Consider the following 25,960-nt stretch of genomic DNA (forward strand, 5'->3'; position numbering starts at 1 on the left):
ATTAATATCCTTTAAGCTAAAAAAATGGCCATTCAGGTCATTTTTTTTAATGTTTAAAGATTAATTAATATATCATGTGATAAACTAATCGTTAGACAATCAAATTGAAAGGGGGAAGTTATGTGAATTCATTGTTACTAGCTATTTTGGCATTTTTGGGTTATTGGTTAGCATACAACACATATGGAAAATGGATAGCAAAAAAGATTTTTAAGTTAAATGACAAAAACCCAGTTCCATCAAAAGAATTTGAAGATGGTGTTGACTACGTTCCAACAAAAAAACATATTTTATTGGGACATCATTTCACTACTATTGCAGGTACAGGTCCTATTGTTGGTCCAGCTATTGGTGTAATTTGGGGTTGGGTACCAGCATTTATATGGGTATTCTTTGGATCGATTTTCATGGGAGCTGTTCATGATTTTACATCATTAGTAGTTTCTGCTAGAAATCAAGGAAAAACTATTGGTGAATTAACAGGTAATTTAATTAATGAAAGAACAGCAAAAATATTCTTAGTATTAATCCAATTCTTATTATGGATTGTTTTGGCAGTATTTGGATTAATAGTTGCATTATTATTCAAAATGTATCCACAATCAGTATTTCCAGTATGGATGGAAATACCTATAGCAATGTGGTTAAGTTATATGGTATATAATAAAGGTAAAAATGATACAGTTTATTCGATAATAGCAGTTATTTTAATGTATGTGACAATAGCAATAGGTGTAGTATTTCCAATTAGCGGAATATCTGTTATAGGATGGATTTACATTTTAATGGTATATGTATTCTTAGCTTCAACATTACCAGTACATAAATTATTACAACCTAGAGATTATATAAACTCACATGAATTATTAATTGCTATGGGATTATTAGTATTGGGTGTAATTATAGGTCATCCTAAAATTGTTGCTCCAGCATTTCAAACAGTGCCAGATGCACCACCATTATTCCCAATATTATTCATAACAATAGCTTGTGGCGCTATTTCTGGATTCCATAGTTTAGCAGCTTCAGGTACAACAGTTAAACAATTGGAAAAAGAAACAGATGCCCATTTAATAGGTTATGGTGGAATGATTTTAGAAGGAGTTTTAGCTACTATAGTTATCATAGCAGTTACTGCAGGTTTAGGCATGAATGGCGGAGGTGTTCAAGCATTTACATCACATTATGCTTCATGGGCAGCAGCAAGCGGTTTAGGAGCTAAATTATCTGCTGTTATTAATGGTTCAGCAAACTTAATGCATTCATATGGTGTTCCTTTAGATTTGGCAAAAACAATAATGGCAGTATTTATTGTTTCATTTGCAGGAACAACAATGGATTCATCTACAAGAATTCAAAGATTTGCATTACAAGAATTATTCTCAAATAAAGAAGGAGAAGTTGTAGTAAAACCATTAAAAAATAGATATGTAGCTACAACAGTAGTAATATTAGCAGCTATGGCATTAGCATTATCAACTGGTGATGGTAAAGGTGCATTAATATTATGGCCAGTATTTGGAGCATTAAATCAATTATTAGCAAGTTTGGCATTATTAATTGGAACAGTTTATTTAGCTCAAAAGAAAAAACCTATTTGGATAACAGGATTGCCTATGTTATTTATGATGGTTATGACATTATATGCAACAGTATTAAATTTGAAAAAATTCATCGCATCAAGTAATGGTTTATTAATTTTCATAACAGTAGCAACATTGATTATTGCAATATGGATATTTATAGAAGGATTTGTAGCTATTGCAAAAGCTGGTAAAGAACCAGAACCAGTTGAAGAAGAAATCTAATATTTATTAACTGCCTTGCTTAAAAGCAAGGCAGTTTTTTTTAGGTAAATAATTTGTGGATATAGAAAAATAATTTGAAGATATTAAAACAGAACAAAATAATTATTAATATAGTCTTTAAAATTGGAGGTATTTTTATGAAAAAATGGGCTGTTGGAATTTTAATATTAATATCATTATTACTTTTACAGGGGTGTATATTTAATAATCAACCTCCAATAATAAAAAGTATGGCTCCAAGTAATGGGGCAAAAGTAAATTCTGGAAAAATAACCTTCAAATGGGAAGCAAAAGATCCTGAAGGTGAAGATTTATTTTATGATTTTTATTTATTTTCTAATGGTCTTTTAATAAAAGAAGAAAAAAATTTGATAGGAAATGAATATCCTTTAGACATAACTTCTGAAGGGGTATATACATGGAAATTGATAGTTTATGACAATAGAGGTGGAAAAACGGAAAAAGATATTGAATTTGAAGTAATTCATAATAATACTAAACCTATAAAATCATTCTTGAAATTTCCTGAAAATGGTGCTTCTAATATATATCCGTATAATGTCAAATTTCAATGGAATAAAAGTTTAGATTTTGATGGTGATATGGTTTTTTATAATTTATACTTAGGAAATTCAACACCTTTAACCACACCAATAGCGACGAGTTTAGAAAAGACAGAATATATAATTGATAAACTAAAATTAAATGAAAAATATTATTGGAAAATAGTGTCATATGATTCTAATAATGCATCAGAAACTTCAGAGATATGGACATTTAAAACAATGTCCAATACGCCTCCTATTATAGACTTTCCTCAAAAAAAATTCATCATTAAAGAAGGAGAAAAGTTTGAATTGGACTTGAATAATTTTGTTTCTGATATGGAAGATAATTATTTCGAATATCAAATTATCACTAATAATGGTGGATATATGCAAGGAAGCAAATATATATTTAATCCAGGATATGATTTTGTTAAACATGATAATAAAAAGAAGGATTTTCAAGAACAAATTTTAGTTTCTGATTCGAAAGATACATCAAGTGGTTTTTTGAATATTGAAGTAGAGGATGTAAATAGGCCTCCCGAAAAACCACAAATAGTATATCCTCTAAGCAATTCGATAGTTCCAAAAGACTTTGCCTTAAAATGGATTGATTCAGACCCTGATGGGGATAGTTTATTATATGATGTATATATAGGTGATTTTCCTGGTCATTACACTAAAGTAGCAACTAAAATAAACACACAAGAATATAATTTTGCTTTGAATAATGATAAAGAATATTATTTAAAAGTAGTAGCTATAGATAGCTACGGTGAAACGACTGCAAGCGATGAAATTAAAATAAAAACGCAAAAAGAACTATATAAAATAGAATGGATAAAAAATATAAATAATATATTAGATATATTTAACTATAAAAATAGATTAATAGTTATATCGGAAAGTAATATTTTTGAATTTAGCACTAATGGTGATGAAATTAATAGAATCAGTTTAGAAAACCTAATTTCTAATAGTGCTATTTTTGGAAATAAATTATATGTTCCAGATTCAAGTGGGAACATAAATATAATAGATCTTAATTCTTTTACTCTTGAAAATAGTATATATGTTGAAAATGACATATTAGGAATTACTATTAGCAAAGATTATAAAAATATAAAAAGATTATATGCGATATCAAAAGAAGGAAAATTATCTATTTTAAATATTAATACTAATGAAATTGAATGGGGTAGAGATTATAATATTTCTCCAAATGGTCCAGTATTAATTATTGAGAATGGCTATATAGTTATTGGAGGAACAGATGAAAATAATAAAGGAAGTCTTTTAATCTTGAAACCAAAAGGAAAAATATTTAAAAAGTTATCTTTTTCTAGTCCTATAACTTCATTAATTTCAAATGATGAAAATAGCAATATATATTTTGCTATAGGGAAAACTATATACAAATATTCCAAAGAAGGAGAAAAAATTTGGGAAAGTATAGTATCTGAAGATATAAATAATGAAATTTTATATGATGGGAATAACATTTATGCTGCAAGCCAAAATAAAATATTTATATTAAATTTAGATGGAAGTTTAATAAGCACAAAATTAGTAGCTAATCTATTTTCAAAAACATTAGTTGTTTCTGAAAACAACGTTATTTATGTCATGAAATTAAACGGTATTTTTGTTAATGATAATAGTATTAATTTAAATAATGTAAATGAAATAAAATCATATATGAGATTATCAGATGGTTTGTTGTTTGCTGCTTCAAATAATGAATTATATACAATATCGGTTGGGAAAGATGATATAAACGAGGATTATTGGTCGGATTTTGGCAAAAATAATGAAAATAATAGAAATTCATATATTAGAAATAATACAGCACCAAATAAACCAGAATTGCTATATCCCCAAAATCAATCATATGAAATACCAATAAAACTTTCTTTAAGTTGGGAATGTGAAGATCCCCAAGATGATGAATTATCCTATGATATCTATTTAGGAGAAAATGATGTCCCTGAATATATAGCAACAACTAAAGCAACATCTTATGAAATAACTTTAAAAAATAATAAAAGATATTATTGGAAAATAGTATCTTCAGATGGTGAAAAATCAACTGAAAGTGAAATATATTCATTTGATACTATTCCGGCACCAGCTGAAATGAAATTTAAAATAAAAGTGGATGGTGCGTCTGTATTTTCACCAGCAATATCTGAAGATAACAATATTTTTATTTCTACGAGTAATGGTAATGTATATGAATATAACGCTAATGGAGAATTAAAATGGAAATATGAAACAAATGGATTTATAAAATCACATGTTGTATTAAATCCTAACAATCAATCAATAGTGGGTAATTCAAATGGAGAATTATTTATTATTAATTCAGATGGAACATTAGCAAATAAAATAAAACTTGATAGTTCTATAAGTAAACCAGTTTCTTTAAGCGGATTTGGTGAAATATATGTGATAACAGATATAGGAACAGTTTATAAATTGAGTGCCTTTGGGAATGAATTATGGCATAAAGAATTAGGAGGTAATCCCACAACTAATATCGTTGTGGATAATAGTGATAATATATATTTTGGATTAAACAATAGCTTATATAGTATTGATAAGTTCGGTAATGAAAGATTTAAAAAAGATTTCTCAATGAGTATATCTTCAGATTTATCCATTGATAGTAATGAAAATATATATTTTGCAACGGAGGAAAATAGATTATACTCAATTACGAAAAATGGAAAAATAAATATTAACAAATATATAGGAGAAGAAATAAAAGGAAGTATACTAATAGATAATAATAATTCAATAGTATTTGAAACATTATCAGGGAATTTATATAGGTATTATTATTTAAGTGATTATTTCCCAGCACCAATAAAATTAAACGATATACCCTATTCATCTATTTTAATGGATGATGTTAAATATATAACTACAAAGAATAAATTTATAGTCTATAACGGAGAATTAAGGTGGTTTGATAATTATAGCAAAATTAAATATTCTCCAAATATAGATATGAATGGTGTAATAATTTTTGGAACTATTGATGGATATTTATATGGGATATATGGGGATACTCCAAATTTAAGGAATTCAGATTGGCCTATAGCGTTTGGGGATAGAAAGCATACAGGAAATATAAATAAAAATATAACAATGCCTACTAATAGACCACCACTAAAACCATTTAATCCATATCCATCAGATAAAAGTGTTTTAACATTGAATTCTATAACCTTAACCTGGGAATCTTCAGATCCAGATGGAGATAGCGTTTATTATGATGTTTATTTTGGTGATGATAAAAATCAAGAATTAGTTGCTCAAAATATTACACAAAATAAATATACTATAAATAATCTTTCTTCAGGAGTTTATTATTGGTATGTAGAAGCTAAAGATAATTATGGAAACAGTGTGAAAAGTGATATCTGGTCATTTACTATTGAAGAAGGCAGTCAAAATAATCCGCCATTAAGACCAACATTGTTATATCCAGCTAAAAATCAAACTGATGTTCCTGTAAATATTACACTTAAATGGTCATGTATTGATCCAGATGGAGATATTTTAACCTATGATATATATATAAGCACTGATCCAACCTTTATAGTTCCAACTTTGTCAAATTATAATAGTACAACGTATGAGATATCGTTGCAACCTGGTGAAGTATATTATTGGAAAGTAGTAGCAAAAGATGGGAAAGGAGGAAGGACGGCTAGTGAAGTCTATTCATTTACAACAGCAGAAGAAACTAATAATCCGCCTAATAAACCAATATTGATTTCACCTACAAATGGAGCGGAAGGATTAGAAACAAATCTAACATTATATTGGTCATGCGAAGATCCAGATGGTGACTCATTAACCTACGATATTTATTTAGACAAAACTCAGGATTTTGTAATGCCATATAAAACTAATGTGGGTAATACATCATTAGCGGTATCCGGATTAGAATTAGGAACTACTTATTATTGGAAAGTAGTAGCAAAAGATGGAAAAGGTGGTGAAAATTCCAGTGAAATATATTCATTTACAATAAAAGATTCAGAGGGACCATTAACTCCAAAGTTATATTTCAAAGATGTTATAGTAGCTTCTGGAAGTGAGGGTGAGTTAATAATTCATGGGCAAAAATTAGAGAATGTTCAGGCATTTGATATTGAAATTAGCTATGATACATCGAAAATAAAAATTTCTAATAATGAAATAGAGTCTATTGGCGAAATACAAGGAAGAAGTTTAATAATAAATAATAAGAATGGAAAATTAAAAATAACAAATTTATCATTCTCACCATATACAATAAATAATAGCGATATTATTAGAATTAAATTTACAGCAATAGGAGAAAGGGGAAATACAGAAGTAAGATTTACTAATAATACAAGATTAGTATCATCTGAAGGAAATGATATTTTAGTCGATATATCTGATGTAGGAATAATTACTATTCAATAAGCGAGGAGAGAATATGAAATCCAAAAAAATTATTATATTTTTTACCATTCTACTATTGCTAATAATAATTTCTTTATCGAGTTGTTTCAAAAGTGCGCCAGTAGAATTATTGAATACAGATCATGTAGATGTAAGCTTAGGGAACAACTATGATTTTTACTCAAAAGTAAACGCATCAGCAGTAGAAATAGAATTTGATAAAAACATACCAAAAGAAGCGTTTATGTATGATAAAAACAGTGCATTGATGATGGTAAAAAATTATCCAAACAAAACAGTAGTAATGTATTCAAAAGCAAGAAAAGATATAACAAAAGGAGAAAAGTTATTCTCAGTAAAAAGAGAATATTTAAATCCTGAAAGTAATAAAATAGAAACAAAAGCAGCGATATTAGATGAAAAAACAAACAAAATAATAACAAAAGCAGTAGCGCCATATGAAGATGGATTAAGTGTATCGGATTCAGTAAGATTAAGATCAGGAGATGAAGCATCAATAGTAATACATGCAAAAAGTATAAGTGGAGTAGAAAGTTTTCAAATAGACTTACACTATCCAAATGAACTAATAGATATAGACACATCAAAAGGGAACAATGGAGTAGAATTATTAAATTCAGCAGCAAATAACACATTATTATCAGATCCAATAAACACACCTGGGAAATTAGAAATAACATTTGTAACCCAAGATGGCTCAACGATAAGTGTAGAAGATGAAGACATAGTAAGAGTATACATAATAGCAAAAGATGTAAATCCAAAAGGACAAGGTAACACGACACTAGAAGCAACATTATTAGATAGTAATTTAGATGAAGTAACAGCAGACACACATGCAGGAGAAATAGTAGTATATGATCCAGAATTATTAGGAGACTTTGATGATCCAGATACAGCAGGAAATGACAAAGATAACACAGTAGATATGGATGACTTCTTAGTATTCTTAGATCATTATGGAACAGCACAAGGAGATGCATTGTATGATGAAGATTTTGATATATATCCAGCAGAAATAGCGCCATTAGAAGGATGGGAAGATGATTCAATATATAGTATAGCATTTCATGATGGAAAAGTAGACTTATATGATTTCATAATATTTGCAAGGAATTATGGAAAGAGCTTACCATCAGAAAATACACCACCACTATTTGGAGGAGCAGCACCAGTTCCAGCAGATGGGGCATTAAATGTTTCTATAACAACATCGCTTGATTTTGATGATGCGACAGATCCTGATGGGGACTCACTCACATATGATGTATATTTAAGTACAGATCAATCATTAGTAGATAGTAAAGACCCATCAGTAAAAATAGCATCAGATTTAGCAGTTTCACAAACAAGTGCATTATCATTAGAAAGAGGGACAACATATTATTGGAAAGCAGTAGCAAAAGATGGGAAAGGTGGAGAAGCAGAAACATCGACATATAGTTTCTCAACAGAAACATTAGATAAGATATTTGTAGCAGGAGGAAATGAAGGAGTATTTGTAATAGATGTAAGTGATACTTCTAATCCTCAAATTGAGAAAGATGGGGATGATGAGTACAACATAATAGATACAGATGGTTATGCATATGATGTAGCAAAATTTAATTCTGGAAATAATACATATATAGCAATAGCTGATGGTGAAAAAGGAATAAAAGTTGCATTATATGATGACAATAATTCTCATCCTCAAATAAAGGCAGATCTTGATGAAGAGCCATTCTATCTAGGAGATATGGCAAAAGGTGTAGCTTATTATTTTAAAAATAACAATCATTATATATTAGCAACAGCAGGATCTAAAGGTTTATACATAATTAATTTTGATCCGGGAAACACCGATGACTCTGCAGCTGGAGTATCAGATAATCCAGTTGGTCAATTCACATTAACCTTAAAATCACATTTAGCAATAAGCGGAGATTCAAATCAAGTAACAGTAGATGGGACAGCAGCATATGTAGCAGCAGGATCAGGAGGATTAGTAATAGTAGATATAAGTGATTTATCGAATCCAGAAATAATAGGGACATTAAGTGATATAACAAATGCAAGAGATGTAGCGATAGATGGAGATTATGCATATGTAGCAGGAGGAGAAACGGGAGTATACAAAGTGGATGTAAGCGACAAGACAAATCCAAGTGTAGTAAGTTCATATAACACATCAGGATATGCAGAATCAGTAGATGTACAGGGAGATTATGTATATGTAGCAGATGGAGCAAACGGAGTAGTAAAACTTGAAAAATCATCATTGTCTTATGTAGGAAGTTACAACACAGGAGGATATGCAAAAGGAATAGTAGTAGATGGTGGTACAGGATTTGTTGGTGATGGTTTTAGAGGATTAGAAATAATAAATGTTAATGATATGACTTTTATAGGTAATTTTGATATAGGTTTGTATGCAAGGGATATTACTTTAGCATACAATACATCTGGTAATGCAGAATATGTTATTGTTGCAGATAGTATTGCTGGTGTAAAAATTTATGACGCTGGTGATAAACTATCAAATATAGATAAGATGACTTTAATAAAATCAATAGAAACTGAAGGAACAGCAAAGGATGTAGTTTATGTATTCTTTAAAAAAACAGATTTTGGGGGAAATGAAGAAAAAGATTTTGTCATATATGTAGCTGATGGTTCAGGTGGAATTGTTGTTATAAATGCAGATGTTAATGGAAATGATATTCCATTTGAAAATGGTGATGATATAGAAGTTACTGATATAATTCATGATCATGCTTATGGAAATGTCGAAGATATATTAGCAGTTGATTTTAGTACTGATGCAGGTGGTGGTTTTAATTATAGTGGAGATGAGTATATATATGCAGCAAATGGAGAAAATGGATTAGATGTATATAGTATAGGAGATTCATATAAAATATTTCATCCTGAATTTATTATAGAAAAAAAAGATAACAATCAATATAGTTATAATATTGGAAATATGATGTATGTTGAACTAATGGATGATTATGATGGTAGTACACCTGGGGATCAAAAAGCTTTAGTGATAGCTGATGGTGAAGGTGGGGTTGTTTTATATGATTTAAGTGATCCTGAAAATCCAACGATTCCAGACTTTAATCATGCAAGATACGATTTAGGAGGAAGTGTATATGGAGTGTATACAAAAGATAACTTTATATATGTAGCCAATGGAGAAAGAGGTATAAGTGTAATACAATATAACACAAATAATCCGCAAAAATGGGAGAAAAGGGGTGGGAGTAGGAGTTGTAAATATTTCATATCGAATCTTATGGAAAGAGGTGGTGACTATTTTAGAGTAGATGCGGGAAATGGAGGTATATTAATAATGAAAATCTCAACTCCTGAAGAAATTGGGGATGAGGATTTCAGACAATTTAGTGAATCTGAGGATAATGATAGTGATGGTAATTATGTTGTTCAAATTGCTAAAACTGAAGGAATGTCTTATTTATCATATAATGCTTTTATTCAGGTTCAAGAATGTAGATGGGTTTTCAGTTTTGGCTGGGGATGGCCTTGGTGGAGATTAGTTTGTTCAGATGAAGGAAAATATTTAACTTTCGTTTCAAATGGTTTTGGAGGAATAGATATATATGAAGATGATGACACTGAACCGTATGAAATGACACTCTATAAACATATGAACTGGGTAAATTTTAATAAAATAGCAGCAAATTAAAAGAATATTATTAAAGTTATTTTGTGTTTCTACGATATTTATAATGGAAGGTTATAAAAAATGGAGGTGTGATTATGAGAAAGAAAGGATTATATTTGTTTTTGTTTACGGTTTTTTTGAGTATTTTCTTTTTATCGAGTTGTTTCAAAAGTGCGCCAGTAGAATTATTGAATACAGATCATGTAGATGTAAGCTTAGGGAACAACTATGATTTTTACTCAAAAGTAAACGCATCAGCAGTAGAAATAGAATTTGATAAAAACATACCAAAAGAAGCGTTTATGTATGATAAAAACAGTGCATTGATGATGGTAAAAAATTATCCAAACAAAACAGTAGTAATGTATTCAAAAGCAAGAAAAGATATAACAAAAGGAGAAAAGTTATTCTCAGTAAAAAGAGAATATTTAAATCCTGAAAGTAATAAAATAGAAACAAAAGCAGCGATATTAGATGAAAAAACAAACAAAATAATAACAAAAGCAGTAGCGCCATATGAAGATGGATTAAGTGTATCGGATTCAGTAAGATTAAGATCAGGAGATGAAGCATCAATAGTAATACATGCAAAAAGTATAAGTGGAGTAGAAAGTTTTCAAATAGACTTACACTATCCAAATGAACTAATAGATATAGACACATCAAAAGGGAACAATGGAGTAGAATTATTAAATTCAGCAGCAAATAACACATTATTATCAGATCCAATAAACACACCTGGGAAATTAGAAATAACATTTGTAACCCAAGATGGCTCAACGATAAGTGTAGAAGATGAAGACATAGTAAGAGTATACATAATAGCAAAAGATGTAAATCCAAAAGGACAAGGTAACACGACACTAGAAGCAACATTATTAGATAGTAATTTAGATGAAGTAACAGCAGACACACATGCAGGAGAAATAGTAGTATATGATCCAGAATTATTAGGAGACTTTGATGATCCAGATACAGCAGGAAATGACAAAGATAACACAGTAGATATGGATGACTTCTTAGTATTCTTAGATCATTATGGAACAGCACAAGGAGATGCATTGTATGATGAAGATTTTGATATATATCCAGCAGAAATAGCGCCATTAGAAGGATGGGAAGATGATTCAATATATAGTATAGCATTTCATGATGGAAAAGTAGACTTATATGATTTCATAATATTTGCAAGGAATTATGGAAAGAGCTTACCATCAGAAAATACACCACCACTATTTGGAGGAGCAGCACCAGTTCCAGCAGATGGGGCATTAAATGTTTCTATAACAACATCGCTTGATTTTGATGATGCGACAGATCCTGATGGGGACTCACTCACATATGATGTATATTTAAGTACAGATCAATCATTAGTAGATAGTAAAGACCCATCAGTAAAAATAGCATCAGATTTAGCAGTTTCACAAACAAGTGCATTATCATTAGAAAGAGGGACAACATATTATTGGAAAGCAGTAGCAAAAGATGGGAAAGGTGGAGAAGCAGAAACATCGACATATAGTTTCTCAACAGAAACATTAGATAAGATATTTGTAGCAGGAGGAAATGAAGGAGTATTTGTAATAGATGTAAGTGATACTTCTAATCCTCAAATTGAAGGTAATAATATAGTGGATACAGATGGATATGTATATGATGTGGCAAAATTCAATGGAGCAAATGATAAATATGTTGCAGTAGCAGATGGAAGCGATGGAATAACAGTATTGTATTATGATAATACTGCTGTAAATACGTGGGTTTTAGAAAAAGATGATAGTTTAGCAAAATTCTATTTAGGAGATAAAGCAAAAGGAATAGCATATTATTATGACAGCGATAATTCTAAGCATTATTTATTAGCTTCTGCAGGTTCAGAAGGATTATATATAGTAGAATTTACTTCAACTGCAGCTGATCAAGCAAATACAGATGATGATCCAGATGGAACATTCACATTAACCTTAAAATCACATTTAGCAATAAGCGGAGATTCAAATCAAGTAACAGTAGATGGGACAGCAGCATATGTAGCAGCAGGATCAGGAGGATTAGTAATAGTAGATATAAGTGATTTATCGAATCCAGAAATAATAGGGACATTAAGTGATATAACAAATGCAAGAGATGTAGCGATAGATGGAGATTATGCATATGTAGCAGGAGGAGAAACGGGAGTATACAAAGTGGATGTAAGCGACAAGACAAATCCAAGTGTAGTAAGTTCATATAACACATCAGGATATGCAGAATCAGTAGATGTACAGGGAGATTATGTATATGTAGCAGATGGAGCAAACGGAGTAGTAAAACTTGAAAAATCATCATTGTCTTATGTAGGAAGTTATAACACAGGAGGATATGCAAAAGGAATAGTAGTAGATGGTGGTACAGGTTTTGTTGGCGATGATTATAATGGATTGAACATTGTAGATGTTAATAATCTAACACTAAGCGGAAGTTTAAATAATGGTTCAGTAGCAAGAAACATAGATGTTGCAGAAAATCGATATGTAATAATTGCTGATGGAGATAATGGAGTTCAAATTTATGATGCTGGAGCAGCTTTAGCAAATATTAATAATCCAACATATGTTACAACAATACATACACCAGGTTATGCAAGAAATGTTAAGTATATTCACCATGATGATGGTGGTGCTCCAGCAAATCAAGAATTTCTAATTTATGTAGCAGATGGACCAAAAGGTATTGCAGTAATAGATGCTGATGCTGATGGTGATGATACCGCATTTGAAGATGCAGCAGATATTGCTATGATTGGTAGCGTAGAAACGGATGGTTATGCATATGACGTTTACCCATATGCTGTAGACGGTAGTTTTGATTTAAGTGGTGATGAATGGTTATATGTAGCAGATGGACCACAAGGTTTAGCAGTATTTGATATAACCTCACAAGCAAATACAAGAGTGCCAGTATATGTTGATTCATTTATAGATAATAATGGAACATCGAATGATGGAGTAATGATGGCAATAGGGTATGATGATGATTATGATGGTGGTGGAACTGATGCATTATTGGTAGCGGATGGCGAAAATGGCATAGTGTTATTTGATATATCAACACCACAAACTCCTTCAATACCAGATTCAGCTCATCCGAATTATGATACGTCTGGAACAGCATTTGATTTATATGTAGATGCAGCTAATGATGACATATATGTAGCAGATGGAACTCAAGGGTTAAACGTTGTTCATTATGATTATGCTGCAGGTCCAACAATAACCTGGTCATCAAAAGGTGGAGTAAAATTTGATGATGCAATTATAACAGGAATAAAACAAAGAGCAGCTGGATATTATGAACTATCAGCAGGTAATAGAGGGGTAGTTGTAATGAGAGTAGCAGATCCAACAACATTAACAAATGCTGATGCATTGCATACATCATCCAATGATCCAGATGCAGATAATGATTATGTAGCAAGTGAATACGATACACAAGGTGCATGTTATTCAACAGTTATTTCAGGTAATTATATATTAGTAGCAGATGGTGAAAATGGTTTAGTAGTATTACATGATGGAGGAGCAGCACCATACACACCATCATTAACAGTAGATCTTAATTGGCTTAACTTTGGAAATATAGCAACAAATTAATATTATTGCAAAATCCCTGGGATTATTCCCGGGGATTTTTTTATATATAATTTTTATTTGAAATATTATAATGATCATGATATAATATCATTGACAATTAAATAAAAATTCCTTTAAAGTGTAAGGGAAAACGGTGAAAATCCGTTGCGGTCGCGCCACCGTGAGTGGGGACGAAACCAGCACTAAGCCACTGGAAACATTTCTCTGGGAAGGCGCTGGGAGTAGAATGAGCCACAAGCCGGGAGACCTATTTTAAAGGAATTTGTTCCATCTTCTCGCGAAAAGAAGATGGAAAATAGATTTTATATAGGAGGGATTATAGATGAAAAAGTTGTTTTTAGCAGTACTATTGGTATTAGCCTTATCAGTATTTGCATTTCAACCAGTTACATTAGTTGATGATTTAGGAAGAGTAGTTACATTTAATAAGGAAGTTGAAAGAATTGTGGTTGCAGCACCTGCTATTTCTGATTTTATTGTGAAACTTGGATCTAAAGATAAAGTTGTTGGGGTTACAGATTTTGATTCATATATAACAGATGTAGAAAAAATAGGAAATATGGTTCCTTTAAATGTAGAAAAAATAGTTTCTTTAAATCCTGATGTTGTATTATTAACTGGGGGATTTCAAGAAGGAGAAGTTTCAAAATTAGAAAAATTTGGAATAAAAACATTTGTTGTAAATCCTACGACATTAAATGAAGTATTTAGAGATTTATCACTCGTTGGAGTTATTTTAGGTAAAGATAAAACTGCTCAGGATTATTCACAAAAGTTAAGAGCAAGAATGCTAAATATAGCAAAAAATACATTTGCTTGGAAAGAAAAACCAAGGGTTATTTATTTATCAGCATATGGTAGTGTTTCACAAATGTGGACATGTGGTACAGGTTCGTATTTGAATGAAATAATCGCGTATGCTGGTGGAATTAATGTAACTGCACCATATACAGGAAATAATGGTTGGTTTGCTATTGGGCCAGAATTTGTTGTTAAAGAAAATCCGGATATTATTTTAGTGCCAGCTTATTATCCTGGTGATAAAGGGGCATATGATTTAATTATGAAAGCTGAGCAATTTAAGGATGTGAAAGCTGTTAAAGAAGGGAAAGTTTTTATCATAGATGGCAATAAAGCATCTTTGCCAAATACAGGATTAATAGACTTATTAGGGGAGATTAATCAACTCTTCAGTGAAAATAAATGAAAAAAATAATTTCGGGGAGATTCTCCCCGATTTTTTCCCTTTCATTAGGTATTATTTTTATTATTTTATCAATAATATTATTTACATCTTTAGGGACAGTAAAAATTCCTTTTAAAGATGTAATGTTAGCCTTTTTAAATAAATCTGATAATATGTTATATGATAGAATAATATTCAATTTAAGATTACCGAGAGTAATCGGAACCATATTAATAGGATCTATTCTCGCAATAGCTGGTAATGACTTTCAAATGATAATAAAAAACCCACTAGCTGATCCGTTTATTATTGGTATTTCATCTGGAGCAAGTTTTGGTGCTGTTATATATACTGCATTAAAAAGTGTATATGGCATAGATTTACCTTTTGGAATAGAAACTTTTTCATTTTTATCTGCTTTAATAGCTACTGGAATAACTTTTGCATTGGCAAAAGAGGGAAGGAAAATTCCAGTTGTTTCTTTAATTTTAAGTGGAGTTATTGTTGGATTTGTTTTTAACTCAATTTCAACTTTGTTTACTGTTTTATTCTGGCAAAATTTACTGCATGTAAATTTTTGGCTTATGGGTAGTACAGGAAATATTGTGTGGTCTGATTTAATAATTTTAAGTATATTTTTAATTCTTCAAATTTCAATTAATTTTATTTTTAAAAAGCATATTGAAGTTGTTGCTATGGGTGATGATATATCAATTTTTTCTGGAATAAATCCAGAAAAAATAAAGTTATTAGTATTAACTATAAATATATTTGCTGTTTCTGTAGTTGTTTCAAAAGCAGGTATTATAGGCTTTGTTGGATTAATAATTCCGCATCTTGTAAGAAAACTTACTGGCCCTAATATTTATTATTCTACAATAGGTTCTTTAATATATGGTGGAATATTTTTAGGATTTGCAGATTTGTTTTCGCGTTATTTATTCAGACCTACAGAATTGCCTATTGGTGTAACAACGTCATTGGTAGGAGCTCCTATTTTTATTATTATTATGAAAAGAGGAAGAAAAATATGAGAATAATTGAAATAAAAAATCTAAAATTTTCATATAATAATCATTTTACTTTATACATTGATGAATTATATATTGAGAAAGGAGAATTTGTATCGATTATAGGTCCGAATGGTTCTGGAAAAACTACAGTATTAAAATTATTAACCATGGTAGAAACAATAGATGGAGGAGAAATTATTATTAATGGTAAAAATATAAATAAATATTCTAAAAAAGAATTATTCAAAGAAATTTCCGTTGTTCCTCAGGAATTTTATACATCTTTTGATTTTACAGTAGAAAGTATTATTTCTTCTGGCAGAATACCTTATGAAACATTGTTTTCAAAAAGAGATTATGAATTTATAAATAAAATAATGGAAAAGACGGACACGTTAAAATTTAAAGATAGAATATATAATTATTTAAGTGGTGGTGAAAAGCAAAGAGTAATGCTAACAAGAGCATTGACTCAAGATACTAATGTATTATTGTTGGATGAATTTGTTTCACAAATTGATCCGGGATATACGCAACAATTAGTAAGAATGGTAAAAAATGAATCTATTCAAAAAAATAAAAGTGTTCTTTCTATATTTCATGATATTAATTTAGCCTCTCTCTATTCCGATAGAATATATATTTTTAAAGAGGGGATTATAAAATATCATGGTAAACCTGAAGATATAATTACAAAGAAAATAATGAAAGAAATATATGATATAGATTGTATAATAACCAATCATCCTATAAAAAATAAACCTCAAGTTATTTTTGAATATTGATTTCATATGGTATAATATATATACAGATCCTCTTATTTCTTCTTTATTAACACTATCTGAAATAACGCTTGTCTTTATATTTCAAATTTTCAAAACGTTCGAATTCAAGACTCTAAAAAGAGCCAAGTTTTTTTGTTAAATAACTTTGAAAGGAGGAGGATGCATTGAGTGTAAAATATATTATAAACATCGACAAAGTGGAACAATTAACTGAAGAAGAAAAAAAAGAATTAAAGAAAGTCACTGAAAAGTATAAGTTTAGAGCTAATGATTATTATTTAAGTTTAATTAATTGGGATGATCCAAATGATCCCATTAGAAATTTGATTATTCCACAAATTGGAGAATTAGAAGAATGGGGAAGATTAGACGCTTCAAATGAAAAGTCATATACCATAAGCAAAGGATTACAACATAAATATAGAGATACAGCTTTGCTTTTGGTAAATGATGTATGTGGTGGATTTTGTAGATTCTGTTTCAGAAAAAGATTATTTATAAATACTGGTGCTGAAGTTGTTAGAGATGTAACTGAAGATCTTAAATATATAAAACAGCATAAGGAAATAACTAATGTATTATTAACTGGAGGAGATCCTTTACTATTATCTACAGAAAAATTAGAAAATATCATTAAGCAAATCAGAGAAATTGAACACGTTCAAATTATCAGAATTGGATCAAAAATGTTAGCTTTTAATCCATATAGGATTTTAGAAGATCCAGAATTAATTGAAATGATTAAAAAATATTCTACTAATGAGAAAAAAATATATATTATGACACAATTTAATCATCCTAATGAAATTACAGATGTGTCTATAAAAGCAATAAATAAATTATTAAAAGCAGGTGCAATATTAGCTAATCAAACACCTTTAATTAAAGGGGTAAATGCTGATTGGAGAACATTGATGGAATTGTTTAAAAAACTATCATTTATTGGTATTCCACCATATTATGTATTTCAAGGAAGACCTGTTGCAGGTAATAAACCATTTGCTGTTCCTATAGAAGAAGGATATCAGATATTTCTTAAAGCAATAATGAATGTTTCAGGTCTTGCTAAAAGAGCAAGATTTGTTATGTCGCATGAAACAGGAAAAATAGAAGTAGCTGCTCTTACTAAAGAACATATTATATTTAAATATCAAAGAGCGCATGATCCTAAAAATGCTGGAAAATTTATGGTTTATAAGAGAAATCAAAATGCATATTGGCTTGATGATTATAAAGATTTAGTTGAAGAATATTTTGTTGATAATCCGTTAATATAAATCCTAGATATAAAACTCTGGAATTTAAGTTTATTGACAAACTTAAAAATTAAATACAAGTATTTTCAAAAATAATATTCACTCATACGGAAAATTCTAAATCCTCAAAAATTCTCATTTTCGTAGGTCGTATCAAACTCACATCCGTGTTCGTTTTCACTCAATTTTGCATGAATGCAAAATTAACCTGCTTCATTAGAATTTTCTCGGGAATTTTCAAGTATTCGTTCATATTATTTTTTTAGAAAATACTTTGTCAATAGTTTGGGATCCCGGAGATAAATCTCTGGGATTTTTTTATAAATAGTGATATAATATAAAATGTTATTAAAATAAAATTAAGGGGGGAGATTATGGATTTAGTAGAATCAGGTAAAAAAAAGATAGAATGGGTAAAACAACATATGAAGGTATTGAATACATTAAAAGAAATGTATATGGAAGAACAACCATTTAAAGGAATAAATATTTCGATGAGCATTCATCTAGAAGCTAAAACTGCATATACAGCTGTTGTATTACATGAATTAGGAGCTAATGTTGCTATTACAAGTAGTAATCCTTTATCTACACAAGATGATGTGGCAGAAGCTTTGAAAACGTATGGAGTAAATGTATATGCTAAAAGAACACCAGACGAAGAGCTTTATTGGAAAAATATCGATAATGTTTTAGCAATTAAACCGAATATTGTCATAGATGATGGAGCAGATTTGGGGGTTAGAATTGTAGAAAAATATCCAGAATTATTAGAAAGTATTTGGGGAATTAATGAAGAAACTACAACAGGAATAAAAAGATATAAGGCATTACTTAAAGATGGTAAATTAAAAGTGCCAGTAATTGATGTAAATGATTCATATATGAAATATTTGTTTGATAATAGATACGGAACAGGACAGTCTACATGGGATGGTATAATAAGATCAACTAATTTAACAGTTGCAGGTAAAAATGTTGTTGTTGCAGGATATGGATGGTGTGGAAAAGGTGTTGCAATGAGAGCAAAAGGATTAGGTGCAAAGGTTATAGTTACGGAAGTAGATCCTATAAAAGCAATTGAAGCTGTAATGGATGGATTTGAAGTAATGTCTATGGATGAAGCTGCTAAAATCGGTGATTTTTTTGTTACAGTTACAGGTGATACAGATGTTATTGTAGAAAGACATTTCTTGTCTATGAAAGATGGTGTTATATTGGCTAATGCTGGACATTTTGATATTGAAGTAAAGGTTGCAGATTTAGAAAGAATAAATGTAGAAAAGAAAGAAGTTAGAAATGGTGTAACACAATATACTATGCCAAATGGAAATAAATTATATTTACTTGGTATGGGAAGATTAGTAAATCTTGTAAATGGTGATGGGCATCCAGTAGAGATAATGGATCTTTCATTTTCACTGCAATTAGAAGGGGCAAAATATTTAAAAGAAAATAAAGGTAAGATAGATATTGATGTTAAACCCGTGCCATATGAAGTGGATCTAAAAATAGCTAAAATTAAATTAAAATCTATGGGAATAGAAATTGATGAATTAACTCCAGAACAAATAGAATATTTAAATAGTTGGAAATAACAAAAAGTGGAAGCATAAGCTTCCACTTTTATATTAAAATTTAAGAAATAAAAGGGTATTGGATAACAAAAAAAGGAACCGTAATAGGTTCCCTTTTTGTTGGGGTGGCATGTGGGATTTGAACCCACGACATCCTGATCCACAGTCAGGCGTTCTACCACTGAACTAATGCCACCATCACTAAATAAAAAAAGGTGGCGCGCCCAGAGGGACTCGAACCCCCAACCCTTGGATTAGAAATCCAATGCTCTATCCTATTGAGCTATGGGCGCTGGAGCGGCCGACGAGACTCGAACTCGCAACCCCTGGCTTGGAAGGCCAGTGTTCTACCAATTGAACTACAGCCGCACTTTTAAGGTCGCCACCTTCTGGTCGGAGCGACTGGGATCGAACCAGCGACCTCCGGTTCCCAAGACCGGCGCGCTACCATCTGCGCTACGCTCCGACACATCCATCTTCATCAGATGTCCGAGAATTATAATACCACAAAAATCATTACCAGTCAAGTAAAAAAATATTTCAAGATTTTTACAAGTTTATAGATTATCTAATTTCTCAACAATTTTATGTAAGATCTCCGGTTCTTCATAAAAAGTTATTACTTCATTTTCTTTTAAATATATAGATAAACAAAAGCTTTCTAAATAAGGCTTATGTAAATTTCTTAATCTCCTATTTGGTAAAAATAAATCTTGTATTTTAACATAATATAGTTCTTGTTTGCCTTTTATATCAAAAAGATTATATTCTTTTATATCATTCTTGTTAATTATTTGATTAAAATATTCACCGTTTGGCATTTTAAAAGAATAAGCAATTTTGTTTTCTCCTATTGCAAAAACAGCAGGTAATAATTTACCAACTTCTTCTATAGAAGAAATTTCGCCTCGTCCAAAAAAAAGTTGATAAAATTTCCATTCCTTTGAATTAAAATTATTAATATCAATATGATTTTTTAAAATATCGATCTTTTTTTCTTCATTAGCTGCAACCAAGAAAATAGCTGAAACTACTAATATATAAAATAAAACAAGAAAATTAGTAAATCCAAATAATACAGCAATAGCTTCACTTGCTATAATGGTGCCTGCAAGGAAAGAAAAAACGCTTTTACCCTTGCCTTTTAATATTTGATAATATATAATAAAAAGTATAAGAGATAACCCAAAAAAAGCCCATCCTTTGATAAATAGTTGTAAAAATGGAGTTAATCCAAAAAGAATAGAAAGAATTAAAGAATTCATATATACACCTCTACTTTCCTACGCAAAAATTACCAAATATATTATCTAATAATGTTTCTGTATAATCTTCTCCTGTAAGTTCATTTAACCCCTCAATTGTCTTTCTAACATCAAACATTATAGCATCGTTAGTTAATCCTAAGTTTATACCTTCAATAGCCTTAGAAACAGAATCAATAGCTTTCTTAACAGCGTTTTTTTGTCTTTCGTTTGTAAGGGTGTATTCGTTCGTTATTACGGTATTTTTTAATTTGTCGTAAATTAATTCTTCTAGGTTTCTAATATCTCCATTTGAAGCTGAAATTTTTACAATATCATAATCTTTCCAAGGTACATTAAAATTGACTCTATTTTTTATATCAGATTTATTTATAACTATTATAATATCTTTATATGAAAACTCTTTTAATTTTTCATATACTTCAATATCATAATCTTCTATACCAGTAGAGTTGTCTAAAACGAATAATATTAATTTTGATTCTTCAATAGCTTTTAAAGATCTTTCAACTCCGATTTTTTCTACTACATCTTCGGTTTCTCTTATGCCAGCGGTATCAATAGATTTTATTAAAATACCACGAATACTTAAACTTTCTTCTATGGTATCTCGTGTTGTTCCGGGGATATCTGTTACAATAGCCCTATCTTTTCTTAATAAGGCATTTAGCAAAGTTGATTTTCCAGCATTTGGTTTTCCAACAATAGCCATTTTAATTCCTTCTATAGCTGTGATTCCATTATCAGCATTTTCATATAAATAAATTAATTCATCTTTAACCTTATTTAATGAATTTAGAAACTCAAAATTATCAACTTCAAAATCTTCTGGATAGTCCATTTCTACTTCTATTCTTGCAGCTATAGTAAACAAATCTTTTTTTAAATCCTGAATTTTTTCTGAGAGTTTTCCTTCCATTTGATTTGCAGCAGCTTTTAAAGCATAATCAGAATTTGCATGAATAAGCTCATTTATTGCTTCGGCTTTCACTAAATCCATTTTTTTATTCATAACAGCTCTTTTAGAGAATTCTCCTGGCAATGCTTCTCTAATATTCTTTGATAATATCAAGTTAAGGATTTTTTTAGTAACTAATACTCCACCGTGTCCAAAAATTTCCAGCATATCTTCTCCAGTATAACTTTTTGGACCTTTATGGTATACCCAGGTAACTTCATCTATTATTTCATCTTTATCTTTTATCCAGCCATAATACATCTTTTTTGGTTCTGTTTTTTCATTATCAAACAATTCTTTAATTAATTTTTTTGTTTTATTTCCAGTAATTCTAATTACTGATATTGCACCAGTTCCTAATGGTGAAGAAATAGCAGCTATTGTATCAAAAATCATAAAAATCACTCCTCAAAGTTTTTCTGATATATTATAACATATAAACCTACAATATTTTTTAATATTATAATCCCATATTGTTAATAATATTGATTTATTGAAATGAAATGTATTATAAAATTTGCATAATAAATTTCGGCCAGACGCTCATTTGCTAATCTGATAAAATCATTCATTTTCAGCTGTCGCTCAGACAACACATCGTGTGTTGCTTCGCTTAAAATCCCATCCTTGGGATTTTAACAGCTACATTCATGATTTTATCAGGCAAATTTCGAGTCTTTTCTCAATTTATTATGAAATTTTATAATAATAGCGAATTATAACCTAAGGTAAGGCTTGAAAATTCCCGAGTTAAATATTTGCGTGAGCTGACAAAAAAACAGGATGTTTTTTTGAGCGAAACCATTGCATGGATGCAATGTTTGAGCGACAGCGGCAAGAAAATATTTAACGAGGAATTAGAAATTTCACCGCCTGGACGGGGGTTATAATTCTCTATTATTAATTTTTCAATAAATCAATATTTATAATTGACATGGAAGTTATAATTTGTTATAATATTCTCAAATATTTGTGCTTTTATTAAAAAATCCGATTTTTTAGGGAGGGGTTTTATGTTAGAGGGTAAAAAGGTAAGATTAAGAGCATATTCTAAAGATGATTTAAAAGAAGTATTAGAATATATCAATGATTATGAGGTGAAAAAGTATTTGATGCCAGGCATCCCTTTTCCATTTAGAATGGAAGATGAGGAAAAATGGTATGAAAGCAATAATCCTATGGGCGATGGTAAATATAATTTTGCTATAGAAAGAATTGAAGATAAAAAGTATATTGGTGGATGCGGAATAAACGATATTGACTGGAAAAATTCTGTTGCAACTGTTGGTATTTTTCTTGGGAAACCATTTTTAAATAATGGATATGGAACAGAAGCGATGGAATTATTAGTGGGTTTTGTTTTTAATGAAATGAATGTTAATAAGATAAAATTACATGTATTTAGTTTTAATAAAAGGGCTATAAAATCATATGAAAAAGTTGGATTTAAAGTTGAAGGGGTATTAAGAGAGCAGATTTATAGAGAAGGAAAATATCATGATGAAATAATAATGGGTATTTTAAGAAAAGAATGGAAAGAAAAAAAACACGACTGACTTTACAGTCGTGTTTTTTTAAATATTTTAATGTATTCTTTTCTCCATTTCTATTTGTTTTAGAAAAACATTAAAATTATGTTTTTTTACTATAGAACTTAAAGGATCATCTTCTGGCAAAGAAACTATAGTAACATTTTTAAAATTCATATCAGCAAATCTATTAATCGCATCTGCAAAAATTTCTTCATATTTAGTTTCGTCTATTATAGGAGAAATGTCTACAATAAATGCACTATCTTTTGTGATTCCCCATACAATATATCCAATAGAAAAGCCTTTGTAAGTTATTTTTTCCATTTGATATCTATCTTTAGATAACTCTAAAGTTTTTGGCTCTCTTTGCCAATTTGGGTTTCGTTTTATATAATGTAATGCTTCAACAGCTCTATCGTGTATCCATTTGTAATCTATTTGGGAATATCCGAATTTCACATCATCTGTTTTTTCAATGTATTTAACAAAACTCTCTAAAATTCTTTTTTCTTTGAATCCGTGTTTTTTATAAAATTTTTTTGCGTTAATTTCTTCATCAACAACCTCTAAAGTAACTTTTGTTATACCTTTCCATTTCATTTTTTCTATTGTATAATATAATAGTTCTGAGCCATATCCTTTTGTTCTATATTCCTTTAAAAAACCAAAAGCATCTATTCTTCCTCTTGTTCCTCTTATTGAAACCAGAGAAAAACCAATAGGTTTTGTGTCTTCAAAAACTATATATGAATCTTCTAACGATATAGAGTTTTCTCTTATATCGTACTCAAAAGATGTAATGGTCCAATTAATTGGAACGGAATAATCTTTAAATGTTTTATTTACTAGATTAACAATAGTTACTTTGGGAACTTCACTTGCTTTTTTGAATTCCATAAAATCCCCCCTTTTTCCCACATTATAATTATATCACAAAAAAATAAAAACTGGCATAAAGCCAGTTAGACTGTTGACAAAATAAAATATGAAAAATAATATTTTGATAATTTTATTTTGTATTTTATCTACATAAAACTGGCTTTATGCCAGTTTTATGTAGATATATCTAAACCTTTTCTTTCAGGGCCATTTACTTGCTGTTTTATAACGTCTCCAGCTTGTTTCATAGCTTCACGCCAGGCTTCTAATAGTGTATTTAATAAAGTTTTAATTTCTTCTAAAATAGTAATATCCTTATTTAAGTTAGCTTCTAATAATCTTCTATACATATAATTATATAATGCTCTTAAATTTTTTGAAATCTCTCCGCCTTTTTCCATATCCAAAGATAAATTTAATTCCATAATGATATCCTCAACCCTTATAATTTGATTATGAGCATCAGCAATTTTTTTGTTTTTAATCATATTAATGGCTCTATTTAATCTTTCAATGGAATTTAAATATAATAATTCAACTAATTTTGCCGGGCTTGCTGTTTTTACCATGCTTTCAACATATCTGTTATTAGCATTTTGAAAATTATTTGGTTGATACATTAAACCACCTCACTCAATTTCGTTAATAGCTCTTTCAAATGCTTTTTTAAAGATGTCTAATATTTCTGAAAATTCATAATCTATGATGTCTGAAATTTCCACATTATCAGAAATAGCTTGAGAGTCTGTTATTTTTTCTAAAATTTCTTTTTGTTTTTCTATTTCTTCTTTTGTTATAAATTCTTTTTTTAATACTTTCGAAGCTTGGGAAAGTATAGTGTTCATAGCTTGTAACCCTTCAGCTAAAGCCTTAATCATTTTATGTCCTTCTTCTGAGTTTAGCATAACTTCTTTTGAAATTGAACTTAAAGAAGTTTCGATCTTTGATATATATTGTTCTCCTTCTAATAGTAATTTTTTTACAAGACCATATAAATCGTCAAAAGTTAATTCAACTTCTTCCCCACCTTCAAAAAAAGCATTTTTAATTTCATCATAAAATTTCATTGGTATATCTTTACCATTTATTTTCATACCAACAAGCACAGAATTTAATTTTTCAGTTTGAAAAAAATTTACTAATTCATTGAAATTTTTAAATTGATCCTTAGAAAATTCTCTTTCAAAGGTTTGATCGTCTGATTCGTATAAAATCTTTACTTTTATTGAATCCATAAGAATTACCTCCTAATTCATTCATATAATATATCGTCCAATTGAATTATAACATTAATTTGGACTAAAACAAAAAAATACCGTAAAAAAAAATTAATATTAAAAATACTAATTTGATAAAAAGTTTATTGACAAATCAGAGAAAAAAGATT

The 25,960-nt window shown here is 29.6% G+C and carries 15 protein-coding genes, 4 tRNA genes and 1 riboswitch; of the genes, 10 read left to right on the plus strand and 9 right to left on the minus strand.

All coding sequences use genetic code 11. The annotated features are described in order from the left end of the window. Positions 1 to 122 precede the first annotated feature (122 nt). From ACZ5CK_RS01445 to ACZ5CK_RS01485, 9 genes are all read left to right on the plus strand, one after another. Positions 123 to 1,808, plus strand: coding sequence for a carbon starvation CstA family protein (locus ACZ5CK_RS01445; protein WP_464582135.1), 1,686 nt, complete (start codon positions 123 to 125; stop codon positions 1,806 to 1,808). A 137-nt stretch (positions 1,809 to 1,945) separates the two neighbouring features. Next, positions 1,946 to 6,820 (plus strand): outer membrane protein assembly factor BamB family protein, encoded by a 4,875-nt coding sequence (locus tag ACZ5CK_RS01450; RefSeq protein ID WP_464582136.1) that lies wholly within the window; start codon positions 1,946 to 1,948, stop codon positions 6,818 to 6,820. Between the two features lie 13 nt (positions 6,821 to 6,833). After that, positions 6,834 to 10,511, plus strand: coding sequence for a hypothetical protein (locus ACZ5CK_RS01455; RefSeq protein WP_464582137.1), 3,678 nt, complete (start codon positions 6,834 to 6,836; stop codon positions 10,509 to 10,511). Positions 10,512 to 10,585: 74 nt separating this feature from the next. Beyond that, positions 10,586 to 14,122, plus strand: coding sequence for a hypothetical protein (locus ACZ5CK_RS01460; protein ID WP_464582138.1), 3,537 nt, complete (start codon positions 10,586 to 10,588; stop codon positions 14,120 to 14,122). A gap of 99 nt (positions 14,123 to 14,221) precedes the next feature. After that, positions 14,222 to 14,391: riboswitch (cobalamin riboswitch) on the plus strand. A 53-nt stretch (positions 14,392 to 14,444) separates the two neighbouring features. Next, positions 14,445 to 15,329: an ABC transporter substrate-binding protein gene (locus tag ACZ5CK_RS01465; protein WP_464582139.1), complete on the plus strand. Its 885-nt coding sequence runs from the start codon at positions 14,445 to 14,447 to the stop codon at positions 15,327 to 15,329. Further along, positions 15,326 to 16,342, plus strand: a complete 1,017-nt coding sequence (locus tag ACZ5CK_RS01470; protein WP_464582140.1) for a FecCD family ABC transporter permease — start codon at positions 15,326 to 15,328, stop codon at positions 16,340 to 16,342. The genes ACZ5CK_RS01465 and ACZ5CK_RS01470 overlap by 4 nt, the downstream gene beginning before the upstream one ends. Beyond that, on the plus strand, positions 16,339 to 17,106 hold the full coding sequence (locus ACZ5CK_RS01475) for an ABC transporter ATP-binding protein (protein WP_464582141.1): 768 nt from the start codon (positions 16,339 to 16,341) through the stop codon (positions 17,104 to 17,106). The genes ACZ5CK_RS01470 and ACZ5CK_RS01475 overlap by 4 nt, the downstream gene beginning before the upstream one ends. A gap of 164 nt (positions 17,107 to 17,270) precedes the next feature. Beyond that, the gene (locus ACZ5CK_RS01480) at positions 17,271 to 18,383 is read left to right on the plus strand and encodes a KamA family radical SAM protein (RefSeq protein WP_464582142.1); all 1,113 of its coding nucleotides are present in this window, start codon (positions 17,271 to 17,273) and stop codon (positions 18,381 to 18,383) included. Positions 18,384 to 18,736: 353 nt separating this feature from the next. Further along, positions 18,737 to 19,960: an adenosylhomocysteinase gene (locus ACZ5CK_RS01485; RefSeq protein WP_464582143.1), complete on the plus strand. Its 1,224-nt coding sequence runs from the start codon at positions 18,737 to 18,739 to the stop codon at positions 19,958 to 19,960. Between the two features lie 100 nt (positions 19,961 to 20,060). Here the strand turns inward: ACZ5CK_RS01485 and ACZ5CK_RS01490 are convergent. The 6 genes from ACZ5CK_RS01490 to mnmE form a co-directional block, all read right to left on the minus strand. After that, positions 20,061 to 20,135: transfer RNA gene (locus ACZ5CK_RS01490), tRNA-His, on the minus strand. A gap of 20 nt (positions 20,136 to 20,155) precedes the next feature. Continuing rightward, a tRNA-Arg gene (locus tag ACZ5CK_RS01495) sits at positions 20,156 to 20,232 on the minus strand. Further along, a tRNA-Gly gene (locus ACZ5CK_RS01500) sits at positions 20,233 to 20,308 on the minus strand. It abuts the tRNA gene before it with no gap. Positions 20,309 to 20,329: 21 nt separating this feature from the next. Next, positions 20,330 to 20,405, minus strand: a tRNA-Pro gene (locus tag ACZ5CK_RS01505). A gap of 91 nt (positions 20,406 to 20,496) precedes the next feature. Further along, complete coding sequence (locus tag ACZ5CK_RS01510) at positions 20,497 to 21,204, minus strand: hypothetical protein (RefSeq protein ID WP_464582144.1); 708 nt, start codon at positions 21,202 to 21,204, stop codon at positions 20,497 to 20,499. Between the two features lie 10 nt (positions 21,205 to 21,214). Further along, positions 21,215 to 22,558 (minus strand): tRNA uridine-5-carboxymethylaminomethyl(34) synthesis GTPase MnmE, encoded by a 1,344-nt coding sequence (gene mnmE / locus ACZ5CK_RS01515; RefSeq protein WP_464582145.1) that lies wholly within the window; start codon positions 22,556 to 22,558, stop codon positions 21,215 to 21,217. 617 nt (positions 22,559 to 23,175) lie between these two features. Here mnmE and ACZ5CK_RS01520 point away from each other — a divergent pair. Next, a complete protein-coding gene (locus ACZ5CK_RS01520) occupies positions 23,176 to 23,718 on the plus strand; it encodes a GNAT family N-acetyltransferase (protein WP_464582146.1) in 543 nt (180 codons plus the stop codon). Between the two features lie 27 nt (positions 23,719 to 23,745). Here the strand turns inward: ACZ5CK_RS01520 and ACZ5CK_RS01525 are convergent, their stop codons facing one another. From ACZ5CK_RS01525 to ACZ5CK_RS01535, 3 genes are all read right to left on the minus strand, one after another. Then, positions 23,746 to 24,591, minus strand: coding sequence for a GNAT family N-acetyltransferase (locus tag ACZ5CK_RS01525; protein ID WP_464582147.1), 846 nt, complete (start codon positions 24,589 to 24,591; stop codon positions 23,746 to 23,748). Positions 24,592 to 24,746: 155 nt separating this feature from the next. Next, positions 24,747 to 25,193, minus strand: a complete 447-nt coding sequence (gene fliS, locus ACZ5CK_RS01530) for a flagellar export chaperone FliS (protein ID WP_464582148.1) — start codon at positions 25,191 to 25,193, stop codon at positions 24,747 to 24,749. 9 nt (positions 25,194 to 25,202) lie between these two features. Further along, entirely contained in the window at positions 25,203 to 25,808 is a 606-nt protein-coding gene (locus ACZ5CK_RS01535) for a hypothetical protein (RefSeq protein WP_464582149.1), read from the minus strand. Positions 25,809 to 25,960: the final 152 nt, after the last annotated feature.

The sequence above is a fragment of the Marinitoga okinawensis genome, from assembly GCF_055387075.1.